The 12,621-nt window shown below is 65.2% G+C and carries 10 protein-coding genes and 1 pseudogene; 8 read left to right on the forward strand and 3 right to left on the reverse strand.

What is annotated here, in order from left to right; translation table 11 throughout:
• Positions 1 to 556 precede the first annotated feature (556 nt).
• The 6 genes from pilH to LL964_RS11250 all read left to right on the forward strand — a co-directional run bounded on the left by pilH (position 557) and on the right by LL964_RS11250 (position 8,362).
• Complete coding sequence (gene pilH, locus LL964_RS11225) at positions 557 to 943, forward strand: twitching motility response regulator PilH (protein ID WP_104584446.1); 387 nt, start codon at positions 557 to 559, stop codon at positions 941 to 943.
• Positions 944 to 1,489: 546 nt separating this feature from the next.
• Entirely contained in the window at positions 1,490 to 2,620 is a 1,131-nt protein-coding gene (gene hflK / locus LL964_RS11230; RefSeq protein WP_104584444.1) for an FtsH protease activity modulator HflK, read from the forward strand.
• On the forward strand, positions 2,620 to 3,483 hold the full coding sequence (hflC, locus tag LL964_RS11235) for a protease modulator HflC (RefSeq protein WP_104584442.1): 864 nt from the start codon (positions 2,620 to 2,622) through the stop codon (positions 3,481 to 3,483). Before hflK ends, hflC begins: the two co-directional genes overlap by 1 nt.
• Before the next feature lie 174 nt (positions 3,484 to 3,657).
• A complete protein-coding gene (locus tag LL964_RS11240; protein WP_104584440.1) occupies positions 3,658 to 3,843 on the forward strand; it encodes a DUF2065 domain-containing protein in 186 nt (61 codons plus the stop codon).
• A 391-nt stretch (positions 3,844 to 4,234) separates the two neighbouring features.
• Complete coding sequence (locus tag LL964_RS11245) at positions 4,235 to 5,527, forward strand: adenylosuccinate synthase (RefSeq protein WP_104584438.1); 1,293 nt, start codon at positions 4,235 to 4,237, stop codon at positions 5,525 to 5,527.
• Between the two features lie 162 nt (positions 5,528 to 5,689).
• Positions 5,690 to 8,362, forward strand: coding sequence for a M1 family metallopeptidase (locus LL964_RS11250; RefSeq protein WP_104584436.1), 2,673 nt, complete (start codon positions 5,690 to 5,692; stop codon positions 8,360 to 8,362).
• Positions 8,363 to 8,522: 160 nt separating this feature from the next.
• Here the strand turns inward: LL964_RS11250 and LL964_RS11255 are convergent, their stop codons facing one another.
• From LL964_RS11255 to bdcA, 3 genes are all read right to left on the reverse strand, one after another.
• Positions 8,523 to 9,848: a Smlt3024 family type IV secretion system effector gene (locus LL964_RS11255; RefSeq protein WP_167395167.1), complete on the reverse strand. Its 1,326-nt coding sequence runs from the start codon at positions 9,846 to 9,848 to the stop codon at positions 8,523 to 8,525.
• Positions 9,849 to 9,873: 25 nt separating this feature from the next.
• A complete protein-coding gene (locus LL964_RS11260; RefSeq protein ID WP_104584434.1) occupies positions 9,874 to 10,737 on the reverse strand; it encodes a Smlt3025 familytype IV secretion system inhibitor in 864 nt (287 codons plus the stop codon).
• A 260-nt stretch (positions 10,738 to 10,997) separates the two neighbouring features.
• Entirely contained in the window at positions 10,998 to 11,711 is a 714-nt protein-coding gene (bdcA, locus tag LL964_RS11265) for an SDR family oxidoreductase (RefSeq protein ID WP_104584432.1), read from the reverse strand.
• 70 nt (positions 11,712 to 11,781) lie between these two features.
• Here bdcA and LL964_RS11270 point away from each other — a divergent pair, with 70 nt between their 5' ends.
• Positions 11,782 to 12,372, forward strand: a complete 591-nt coding sequence (locus tag LL964_RS11270; RefSeq protein ID WP_104584430.1) for a TetR/AcrR family transcriptional regulator — start codon at positions 11,782 to 11,784, stop codon at positions 12,370 to 12,372.
• Between the two features lie 34 nt (positions 12,373 to 12,406).
• Positions 12,407 to 12,560: pseudogene (locus tag LL964_RS11275) on the forward strand (type II toxin-antitoxin system RelE/ParE family toxin); the annotation flags it as partial.
• Positions 12,561 to 12,621: the final 61 nt, after the last annotated feature.

Consider the following 12,621-nt stretch of genomic DNA (forward strand, 5'->3'; position numbering starts at 1 on the left):
ATGTTCCCGCAAACACCAACAGCACCCTCATCCGGCGCTGCGCGCCACCTTCTCCCGCACGCGGGAGAAGATGATCGGTCGTCAGTGTTCGCGCGCACTGGAGAAGATGATCGGTTGTCAGTGTTCCCCTGCACGCCGGAGACGGTGATCGGTTTTCAGTGCGCGCGGAAGAAGACGATAGGTTGCCAGCGCCGCAGCATCGCCCCAGCCAACGCCATCCTTCCCCCGCCTGCGAGGGAAGGTGCCCGGAGGGCGGATGGGGGCAGCAGTCGCTTGATGTTCCCGCAAATGTGACTGGTACGGCACCAACTACACCCTCATCCGGCGCTGCACGCCACCTTGTCCCGCTGAGAGAAGCTATCGACGCCGCGGTCCGTCGATGGCTGCGTTGAATCCAGCCTGGTCCTATCCGATGTCTTAACTCCTGCAGTCCTGTGCAAGGCGAAGGGGGCGCGTCAGTCCATTGCATGTCGCACGACGTGCCAGGCAGTTGGCCCTGCCCACCTACCGAAAGCGCAGCCGGCGCACTACACTCGCCGCACACTAGGGGAAACACATGGCACGCATTCTGATCGTCGACGACTCGCCGTCGCAGCTGCTGGGAATTCAGCGCATCGTCGAGAAGCTGGGACACGAGACCATCACCGCCACCGACGGCGCCGCTGGCGTGGAAGCGGCCAAGGCGTCGCTGCCGGATCTGGTGCTGATGGACGTGGTCATGCCCAATCTCAACGGCTTCCAGGCTACGCGCACGCTCAAGCGCGAGCCCTCCACCCAGCACATTCCGGTGATCCTGGTCACCACCAAGGACCAGGACACCGACCGCATGTGGGGCATGCGACAGGGCGCGCGTGCCTACATCACCAAGCCGTTCTCCGAAGACGAGTTGCTGGAAGTGATGGAGCGGGTCTTCAACCAGAAGGACGAGCCGCCTGCGGCCTGATCTACGCGGCCACACCGAAGCAGGACAAGAAAGGATCTTCGACAGCAGGCGCGACGCGTCAGCGGCCGGCGGCGACTGGAACCGGCCCGGAGGCCCAGGCAGCCATGGCAGCGGCGCGCGGCATGGATCGGAAGCAAGCGGCGCCCAGCCCTGCCGGAGAAGGCCGGGATGCGGGTAGGCGATCGCCACCTCGTTACCGTCGTTCTCACGCTGACATTGGTCAGGCGGGTCTCGCACTGGCACTGAGAGCCTGCGTAACGTCCTCCGGTTATCGCGCGACTCGGCTGCATCCGCGCCCCTGGCCTGGAGCGCCTGACCGAATGCAGCCAGGCAGGTCGCCATCCGATCGACGCACTTGCTGCTGCACCGCGGCTGCTTTCGCCCCGGCCAGCTCTGGCGAACCGATCCTCCGCCGGCTAAACCGCCAATGCACCGATCCGGGCCTTTCAAAACGGCCGGTCCGCCCCATCTAGTAGAATCGACGAATCACACAACACGGCGGCACTGCGGGACTGGCCCGCACAGCCCCTCGATCACGGAGCGTGCATGGCCTGGAACACACCCGGCAACAAGGGCGGAGATGGCCCGGACCCCAACCGTCGCAGGTCCTGGGGGCCGCGCGGAGGCGGCAATGGCGGTGGCTGGGGCAATCTGCCCGCGCCGCTGAAGGAGCTGTTCGATGGCGGCGTGGGCCGCTGGATCCTGGTCGCGGTGGCGCTGATGGTGCTGTTCTCCAGCTTCCAGCTCATCGGCGAGCAGCAGCGTGGTGTGGTGCTGCGCTTCGGCCAGTTCTCGCGCATCCTGCAGCCCGGCCCGAACTTCAAGCTGCCCTGGCCGATCGAGTCGGTGCGCAAGGTCAATGCCACCGAGATCAAGACCTTCAGTAACCAGGTGCCGGTGCTGACGCGCGACGAGAACATCGTCAACGTCTCGCTCAACGTGCAGTACCAGATCAACGACCCGCGCAAGTATCTGTTCGGCTCGCGCAATGCCGAGCTGGTGCTGGAGCAGGCCGCACAGAGCGCAGTGCGCGAGCAGGTGGGCCGGTCCGATCTCAATACCGTGCTCAACAATCGCGGCCCGCTGGCCATTGCCTCCAAGGACCGGCTGCAGGCGGCGCTGGATGCCTACAACACCGGCCTGTCGGTGACCGGCGTGACCCTGCCGGACGCCCGTCCGCCGGAAGAAGTGAAGCCGGCCTTCGACGAGGTCAACGGTGCCCAGCAGGTGCGCGAGCGCCTGATCAACGAAGCCCAGGCCTATGCGGCCAAGGTGGTGCCCGAAGCGCGCGGCCAGGGTGCACGCACCCGCACCGGCGCCGAAGGCTACAAGCAGGCGGTGATCTCCAGGGCCGAGGGCGATGCCGACCGCTTTACCCTATTGCAGGAGCAGTACGCTGGCGCCCCGGAGGTCACCCGCAAGCGGTTGTGGCTGGAAACCGTGCAGAAGGTGCTGGCGGAGAACCGCAAGGTGATCGGCAGCGATGGTCGCCAGGTCATCTACGTGCCGATGCCGGCCGATGCCGGCAAGCCATCCACCAGTGGCGGCAACAGCGGTGGGATGCCGTCGATGGTGCCGCAGGACGTGCTGCTCAATCCGCCGCAAGGCAACAACGGCGAAGCCATCCGCAATCCGGAACGCGGCCCGCGCCCGACCGGCCGTGAGGGAACCGAGTAATGAAGAATTCGCTAGTCATCGGCCTGATCATCGCCGTGCTGCTGACCCTGATGGGCTCGGTATTCGTGGTGCGCGAAGACCAGACCGCCATGGTGCTCAACCTGGGCCGCGTGGTGCGTGCCGACCTCAAGCCCGGCCTGCACTTCAAGATTCCGATGGTGGAATCGGTGCGCGTGTTCGATCGCCGCTTCCAGGTGCTGGACACCGCCCCGGCGCGCTACTTCACCGCCGAACAGAAAGACGTGAGCGTGGACTTCTTCGCCATCGGCTACATCTCCGATGTGCGGGCGTTCTACCGTGCCACTGGTGGTGAGGAGTCGGTGGCCAATTCACGGCTGGCCCCGATCATCACCGACTCGCTGCGCAACCAGATCAATTCGCGCACCTTGCAGCAACTGGTCTCCGGCGACCGCAGCGAACTGATCGCCAACCAGCTCAAGGGCATCAACGGCGCCATCAAGGGCTTGGGCATGCAGATCACCGACCTGCGCATCAAGCAGATCGACCTGCCCACCGACAGCCAGGTGATCACCGACGTCTACGAGCGCATGCGCGCCCAGCGCAAGCAGGAGGCCAGCAAGCTGCGCGCCGAAGGCGAAGAGCAGGCGCTGACCATCCGTGCGCAGGCCGACCGCGAGAGCACGGTGATCAGGGCCGACGCCGAGCGCGATGCGCAGAAGCTGCGTGGCGAAGGCGATGCCCAGGCGGCACGCATCTATGGCCAGGCCGGTTCCAGGGACCCAGCGTTCTATGCGTTCTACCGCAGCCTGGAGGCATATCGCGAGTCGATGGCCGACGGCAATGGCGTGGTGGTGCTCGACAAGAACGACCCGTTCCTGCAATACCTCAAGAGCGATCGCTGACGCGCGCTGCTTGAAGGGAAAGAGCGCCCGCGCAATGCGGGCGTTTTTCATGTGCGAGCGCGGTCGAACACGCATGCGGCCTGCGCGTCGCGATCTCCCCCGTGTCCTACGCGGGGAGCGTGTCGGGAGACGGATCAGGGCACACTACAGCTCCGTCCCCATGTCGCATTGCCCATGCATGATCTCCTGACCGCCCTGTGCCTGATCTTCGTCATCGAAGGACTGCTGCTGTTCACCATGCCGATCGCCTGGAAACGCATGATCGACCAACTGTTCAGCCTGCCGATCTCGCAGGTACGCGCCATTGGCGCAGTGACGCTGCTGCTGGCCGCTACTGCGCTGTGGATCGTGCGCCACTGAGCCGTATGTGGCGTCGTATCGGAACCGGACTCGTTGGCGCCCAGGCGTTGCGGGTCAGGGTTCGGACCATGCAGGCCGCCGACCGGCCCGACCAGCCGGCTTGCCGTCCAGCCTGACCAGCCACTCAGCCTCACAAACCGCCCAGTCACCCCGTCGACCTCAGCTGGACCACCTGCCAGGGGGTAGTGCAGGCCACCGGAAACCCGGATAATGCACAAAAGCCGGCCGGGCACGCTCCTCCAGAGCACCCCGTCCGGCTTTTTCCGTGTCAGGGCTGGTCGTCGCTGCAACGCTCCCCGATGGAGCCGCGCGCACGGTGGCGCCGTCGGCCCCGAACCGGTCCCATCCCGCGGCCCCGATGGCCGCAGCAAAACTCAGGAGTCCACCCGTCATGGGTCAGTCAGTTGTCGTGCTCGGTGCCCAGTGGGGCGATGAAGGCAAAGGCAAGATCGTCGATCTGCTCACCGAAGAGATCGGTGCCGTCGTCCGTTTCCAGGGCGGCCACAACGCCGGCCATACCCTGGTCATCAATGGTAAGAAGACCGTCCTGCACCTGATTCCCTCCGGCATCCTGCGCGAAGACGCGCTGTGCCTGATCGGCAATGGCGTGGTGATTTCCCCGGCCGCGCTGATCAAGGAGATCAGCGAGCTGGAAGGTGCCGGCGTGGAAGTGCGCTCGCGCCTGAAGATCAGCCCGGCCGCGCCGCTGATCATGCCCTACCACATCGCCCTGGATCAGGCGCGCGAGAAGGCCGCCGGTGGCAAGGCCATCGGCACCACCGGCCGCGGTATCGGCCCGGCCTACGAAGACAAGGTCGCGCGTCGCGGTATCCGCATCGCCGACCTGCATTACCCGCCGCAGCTGGAAGACCTGCTGCGCACCGCGCTGGACTACCACAACTTCGTGCTGACCAAGTACCTGGGCGTGGACGCGGTGGACTTCCAGAAGACTTACGACGAAGCGCTGGCCTTCGGCGAGTACGTGCAGCCGATGAAGTCCGACGTGGCCGGCATCCTTCACGACCTGCGCAAGCAGGGCAAGCGCGTGCTGTTCGAAGGCGCGCAGGGTGCGCTGCTGGATATCGACCACGGCACCTATCCGTACGTCACCAGCTCCAACACCACCGTGGGCGGCGCACTGGCCGGCACCGGCGTGGGCGCGCAGGACATCGACTACGTGCTGGGCATCGCCAAGGCCTATGCCACCCGCGTCGGCGGCGGCCCGTTCCCGACCGAGCTGGACGACGAGATCGGCCAGGGTATCCGCGACCGCGGTGCCGAGTACGGCGCGTCCACCGGCCGCCCGCGCCGCTGCGGCTGGATGGACATCGTCGCACTCAAGCGTGCGGTCGCCATCAACGGCATCTCCGGCCTGTGCATCACCAAGCTCGACGTGCTCGACGGCATGGAAAAGCTCAAGGTCTGCATCGCCTACGAATACCGCGGCAAGCGCACCGAATACGCCCCGCTGGACGCGCAGGGCTGGGAAGAGTGCACCCCGGTGTACCTGGAATTCCCCGGCTGGAGCGAGAACACCCACGGCATCACCGTGTGGGAAGAGCTGCCGCCCGCCGCCCGCGCCTACCTGCGTGCGCTGGAGGAACTGGCCGGCTGCCCGATCAGCATCGTCTCCACCGGCCCGGATCGCGACCACACCATGGTGCTGCAGGATCCGTTCGCCTGATCGGCTGACGCGGGAGAGCACGATCCAACGGCCCGGCATGTCCGGGCCGTTGGCGTTTGAGCATTGCTGAGCCTTGGCATGACTTTCGGCGGTGCATGCGGATGAGTCTGCAGTGGATCATGGGCAGGTCGGGTGCCTGCGCCCTCCTATCGAGAATGACCAATGCGTCTTCCCCTGGTGACCGCCATCGCGTTGGCGCTGGCAAGTCCTGCACTGACCGGCTCCGTCAACGCCGCCGAGCCTGCGCCTGCCACGGCGGCGGCACCGGCCGCTGCGGCCATCACCACCCAGCTGCCGCGCACCGCCAGGCCCAGCCACTACGCCATCGAGATCACTCCGCACGCCGAGGCGCTGCGCTTCGACGGCAAGGTCAGCATCGATGTGGACGTGCTGGTGCCCACCGATGCCATCGTGCTGCAGGCCGCAGACCTGCGCTTCGGCAAGGTCACGCTGGCCGCGGCAGGCCGCGCACCGGTGGCGGCCAAGGTCACCACCGATGCCGATACGCAAACTGCCCGCATCAGCACCGGCGCAGCGCTGGCACCTGGCAAGTACGTGCTGACCATGGACTACAGCGGCACGATCGGTACCCAGGCCAACGGCCTGTTCGCGCTTGACTACCCCACCGCGCAGGGCACTCGCCGCGCGCTGTTCACCCAGTTCGAAAACTCCGACGCGCGCCGTTTCGTGCCGGCATGGGACGAACCCAACTTCAAGGCCACCTTCGATCTGGTCGTCAACGCACCGGCCGGGCAGATGGCGGTGAGCAATATGCCGGTCGCCTCGTCCACGCCGGCCGCCGACGGCCGTACCCGGATCGTGTTCCAGACCTCGCCGAAGATGTCCACCTATCTGCTGTTCGTCAGCATGGGCGAGTTCGAGCGCGCCACCGTCACTGCCGACAACGGCACCGAGATCGGCGTGATCGCACAGAAGGGCAAGGTGGATCAGGCGCAGTTCGCGTTGCAGTCCGGCCGCGATGTCCTGCACGAATACAACGCCTACTTCGGCATTCCCTATCCCTTGCCCAAGCTGGACAACGTCGCCGCACCGGGGCGCAGCCAGTTCTTCGGTGCGATGGAAAACTGGGGCGCGATCTTCACCTTCGAGCGCTTCCTGCTGCTGGACCCGGCAGTGTCCACCGTCAGCGACAAGCAGGAGGTGTTCACCATCGCCGCGCACGAAATCGCCCATCAGTGGTTCGGCAATCTGGTGACCATGGCGTGGTGGGACGACCTGTGGCTCAACGAAGGTTTCGCCAACTGGATGGAGGCGCGCACCACCGCCAAGCTGCATCCGGAGTGGGACATCGACAAGACCGGCCCGGCCTACAAGAGCCGCGGCGCGATGGCACTCGATGCCTATGCCACCACCCACCCGGTAGTGCAGCACGTGGCCACCGTGGAGCAGGCCAGCCAGGCGTTCGACACCATCACCTACGACAAGGGCGAGGCGGTGATCAGCATGCTGGAGGACTATGTCGGCTCGGACAATTGGCGCACCGGCGTGCGCCAGTACCTGCGGCAGCATCAATACGGCAATGCGGTCACAGGCCAGTTGTGGCAGCAGATCGACAAGGTCGCACCCGGCAAGCGTTTCCTCGACATCGCCCACGACTTCACCCGGCAACCGGGCGTGCCGCTGATCAAGGCCAGCACCCGCTGCGATGCCGGCACCACTACGCTGACGCTGGAGCAGGGCGAGTACACGCTCGATCGGCCGAACAAACAACCGCTGGCGTGGCGCGTGCCGGTCACCGTGCGCGATGGCGCCGGCAAGACGCAACGCGTGCTGGTGGACCACAGCGCGCAGCTCTCACTGCCAGGCTGCGATGGGCCGGTGCTGGTCAATGCGGGCCAGAAAGGCTACTACCGCACGCTGTATGCGCCCGCGCAGTTCAAGGCACTGAGTGCCGGTTTGTCGAAGCTGCCGGTGGTGGACCAACTGGGCATCCTGCTGGACACCAGTGCGCTGGCTAAGGTCGGGCTGCAGCCGGATGCGGATCTGCTCGACCTCACGGCCAACCTGCCGGCGGATGCCGCGCCGGACCTGTGGCAGATCGTCTCCGGCACGTTCGTGGGTCTGGACGCTCTGTTCGAGAACAGTCCAGCCGACCGCACCGCCTGGCGCAGCTACGCGGTGGCGCGGCTGGCGCCGGTGTTCGCCCGCTATGGCTGGGACGATCGCGATGGCGACTCGGCCCAGGTCAAGCAACTGCGCGCGCAACTGATCACCGACCTGAGTGAACTGGACGACCCGGCGGTGATTGCCGAAGCGCAGCGCCGCTTCGCAGTCTTCCAGGCCAAGCCCGCCGCGTTGTCGCCGGAGCTGCGCAGCACCGTGCTCGGCATCGTCGCCCAACATGCCGACGCCGCTACCTGGCAGACGCTGCAGGCAATGGCGCGAAAGGAAACCTCCGCGATGGTGCGCGATGAGTACTACCTCTATCTGGCACATGCAAAGGACCCGGCGCTGGCGCAACGCGCCCTGGCGCTGGCCCTCACCAGCGAGCCGGGAGCGACCAATGCCGCCAGCATGATTCGTGCGGTGGCCGGGGAACACCCGGAGCTGGCGTTCGATTTCGCCGTCGCCCATCGCAGCCAGGTCGACACGCTGGTCGATACCACCTCGCGTGCGCGTTACTACCCCGGCCTGGCGGATGGCTCGTTCGACCTCAAGACCGTCGACAAGATCAAGGCGTTTGCGGACAAGTACATCGCTCCCACCTCGCGCCGCGAGGCGGAAACCGCGATCGGCAGCATCCAGACGCGGGTCCGGCTGCGTGACCAGCGTGTGCCGCAGATCAAGGCATGGTTGCGGGAGCGTAACGGCTAGGCGTTTGGTTGCACGCCAGGCGTGGTTGCTGCGCGTCGATCAGTGGCGCGCATCGCGATCCTTCAGAAAGGATAGCGACCTTGCGACTCTCCCAAGGGGGCAACCCCGGAGGCATACGGCCGCGTTTCCGTTACTGTGTCGTCAACGCCTGGCGTCCCGCTTATCCCATGCGTAGTGCGGCACTCTCACGCTGCCGGGTGTCCATTTCCTGCTGCTGGCTCTGCGCCAACGCCTGCTGGCGATCGGCCGTGGCGACTTCCAGCTGTTGCAGCGACTTTTCCACCGGCGTTTGTACGGCCACGTCGGTCGGCATGTGGGCGCGCAGGTGCGCCGGGTCGTTCAACTCGCCCTGCACCACAAACACGGTGCGGCCGGCCGGGCTGTCGGCAGTTTGCTTGCTCAACACCACGTGGTCGGCCCGGTCCAGATTGTTCTGACGGGCCAGGGTCATCACGCTGGCGATGAGACGCTCGCTGTTCTCGCCCGGTGTGAGCCCGGCCTGTGCATTGATGGCGCTCACACCCGCGCGCACCTGCTGCAGCAGTGCGTAGTCGCGGTGATCAGGGCCAATATCGGCGAGCTTGGTAGGCGCCTGCGTCCGATCGGGAAGGCCATCGACCGATGCCGTGAACGGGCTGCGCGTAATCGTGCGGTACGGATCGTCTTCATGGAACTGCGTCGCTTTCTGCTGCCGCTCCAGGCGGACGGCGCGGGCATCGTCGAGTTCGGCGATGCGGGCAGGCCTGGTTTCTTCGCGCATGGAAAGATGCCCGCCGCCTGCGCTGACGTTCACCCACTTGCGTTCCTGTTCGAAGTACATCGCGTAGAAGCTGTTGCTGCCGATGACATTGGGATCGACGGCGGAGCGGCCTTCCAACATCTGGATCGCCTCGGTGGTGCCCAGCTTGGCCAGGTACTGGCTGCCGGCTGCCATGCCCATCTGCGCAAAGGTCTCGTAGCCCGTGTTGCCGATGCGGGTGGCGCCGGCGTACCCGTTGTCGAGCATGTTGGTCCAGATCTGTTCCAGCTTCTGGGGGCCGCTTTTTTCCAGGGCCGCTTGCAGAAGTACGCGGGGTGTCCAGCAGTTGGGGTCGAGCTGGTGCTGCTCGAATGCGCGGTCGTGCGCGAGCATGACGGAGGCGCCCGGCAGGTTCAGTGCCAGATCTGGGCGATCTTTACGGAACCAGCTTTGCCTAAGCTCAAGATCCTTTATGAGTAGTGTCTGTCCGAAATCTTCCCACTGCCGCTCGGTCAGGTGAGCATTGGGAAAACGCGAGCCATTATCGCGTTGCGACCTGGCGTAGTCCTGCGCATAACTGTTGGCCACCTGGCCGGGCAAGCTGTCATTCCGCACTACGCCCAGCGCCAGCGTTCCGTATCCGTCTGCACCATTTAGTTGCGACAGGTAGTTCCAATACAGCTCGCGGTTGCCTCTGTCCGCGTAGTTGGAAAGGATTCTAAGATCGTTCTCGGTCATTCCACTCATTTTTCACTCCTTGTCAATGGTCCGGTCACCTGACCTTGGTTCGGGTAAGTACGTCCTTTACCGCGTACTCCATGCGCTTCCAGTCCTTCAGAAAGGCCCGGTAGTAGTGAAGCGTGATGGATAGCTTGTTCTCGACATCGACAAGGTAGTGAGTGCAATCGGCAACAACCGAGCCTTCCTCGTCAACTACCTGGTCGCCCTCAAGCCGTATGCCATCAGTGCGAAACTTGGCGCTGTCGCATTTGATAAACGTCGTTAGATTGCCGCCAGCATCGCGCGCGACATACCAGTCATATTCAAGCGCAGGGTTGCGCGCGGGAGGCTCGCCGTAGCGGGCTTCGTACGCTTTGACGTACGTGGCCATTTTCTCCTCATCGATGGCATAGGGAATCAATCCGAGCGTTTCAGGCTGTGCAATCCGGAGATCGAGCCTCTCCGCAGGATTACCTCGTTCGACCCAATCAGCCTTGGTGAGTGCTTCGTTCGACGAATAGCGTCCAAGCAATGCCTCAATCGGGACCCGGTCAACGTAGTCGATCGCTGCATGGATCTCCTTCCTGAAATCATTCGTACGCGGGTTGGCCCGTGCCCCGGGCGGGGTGGGGGTCATGTCCGGCCATTCGATGACCAGCGTCACGCCTTCGCCCGGCCACGGTGCGATCTGGCTGTCCAGATAGTTGGCGGGGATGCGGAAGGTGTTCGGCCCCAGCTTTACATCGACCGGAGCGTCCGAATAGGTGTGCCCGTTGATGGTGCGGCCGGTGGTGACGGTGCCTGACATGGGAGAAGTCCTTTTTTGTTCGGGTTGTGGCGTCCGTGCACACGCGCTGCCGGTGACAGCCACCGCGAGTGCAAGGGCCAGGCACCGGCCGGATGACATCAAGTGCATTGGTCAATCCATTGCAGGGTTCGTCGGCAACTATAGGCAACTCAGGATCAACGCGACAGCAAGGGCCCGGCCAGCGATTGCCTTTGCCATGCGCCGCATGCCATGGAAAATGCGACCACGCGTTGACAGCAGGAGATGCGGGCGGACCAGAAGGCTGGCCTTGCAACAGCAGCTCGCCATGTATGTTGACGGAAGGCCTTTACCGCGATTCGTCGCGCTACATGTCGAGCCGCAGTGCCCTCAATGCAGACGTCGCCGCGTCATGCCCCAAACGCACCATCGATCGTATGCATCGCCCCGGTGACAAAGCTCGCTTCCGGGCCCGCCAGCCAGGCCACCATGCCGGCCACTTCGTCGGCGCGGCCGTGGCGTTTGATCGCCATGAAGCTGTGCATCAGGTCTTTCATCGGCCCGTTTTCCGGGTTGGCGTCGGTATCGATCGGGCCCGGTTGCACCACGTTGATGGTGATGCCACGCGGCCCGAAGTCGCGCGCCAGCCCGCGCGCCAGCCCTTGCAGCGCGGATTTGCTCAGCGCGTAGGACGCCATGCCGGGCAGCGGCATGCGGTCGCCGTTGACCGAGCCGATCACGATGATGCGCCCGCCGGGCGGCATCTGCCGAGCGGCCTCCACGGAGGCGTGGTAGGGCGCGTGCACGTTGATGCGGAACAGCCGGTCTACCGCGTCCGGATCCTGGTCCAGCGCATCGCCGAACAAGGCGATGCCGGAGTTGACCACCAGCACATCCAGCGGCCCGCTGCGGCGCACCGTGTCGATGACCGCATCGCGGTCGGCGCTGTCGGCCAGCACCGCGGTGCTGCCGGTGTCACCGGCCAGGCGATGCGCCGCCTCGGCAGAGCCGGCATAGGTAAACGTCACCCGCGCGCCCTCGGCCACGAAGCGCCGCACGATGGCGGCCCCAATCCCCCGGCTGCCACCGAGCACCAATACCGACTTGTCTTTGAACGCTGACATGCACCACCTCGCAATTAATGTAGCGTGCAATACATAATAGATTTCGCCTGCCGTCAAGAGTTTTGTAACTATGACTACAGAAATCTCCCGGGCCCGTGGCCGGCCACGGGCGTTCGACCCGGACCAAGCGGTCGCCACTGCGCAGCAGCTATTTCATGCGCGTGGCTACGACGCACTGAGCGTGGCCGACCTCACCCAGGCGCTGGGCATCAACCCGCCCAGTTTCTACGCCGCCTTCGGCAGCAAGGCCGGCCTGTATGCGCGCATCCTCGACCGCTACGCGCAGACCGGGGCCATCCCGTTGCCGCAACTCCTGGACACCGCCCGCCCGCTGGCCGACGCGCTGGTCGACGTACTGGAGCAGGCAGCCCGCTGCTACGCCGCAGACCCCGCTGCCAGCGGCTGCCTGGTGCTGGAAGGCACGCGCAGCAACGACGCGCAGGCGCGCGAGGCCGCCTGCGGCTTTCATGTCGCCGCCCAGGAGTTGATCCGCTCGCACATCGCCAAGCAGTGCCCGCACGACGCAGACCGGCTGGCGGATTTCGTCAGCACCACCATGGCCGGCCTGTCCGCCAGCGCCCGGCATGGGCAGAGCCTGGAGCGCCTGCTGGCGAGTGCGCGGTTGGCGGGGGAGGCGCTTCGGGTGGCGCTGCGCGGATAGGAAGAGTGCGAGCGGGCAGAGGGCTTTCGATGGTATGAGCTACCGCAAGCGGGGCTGGCAGATCCCGTTCTTGTGCGAGTTGATGATTGGTTTCAGTGGCAGTGGCTACGTGCTGCTGTTTGAGGTTGCAAGCGATCAGGTCGTCACCGCTGGCGATCAGGCATTGGCGTGAAGACGACTATCATTAGGCGGCGAGTCAATCGATAAGTGGCGTCTGTGCCTGGGGCGCGTCGCCAATGACGGGAAGGT

Origin of the sequence: Xanthomonas melonis (assembly GCF_020783655.1) — a bacterium.
In the GTDB taxonomy this organism is placed as follows: Bacteria; Pseudomonadota; Gammaproteobacteria; order Xanthomonadales; family Xanthomonadaceae; genus Xanthomonas; species Xanthomonas melonis.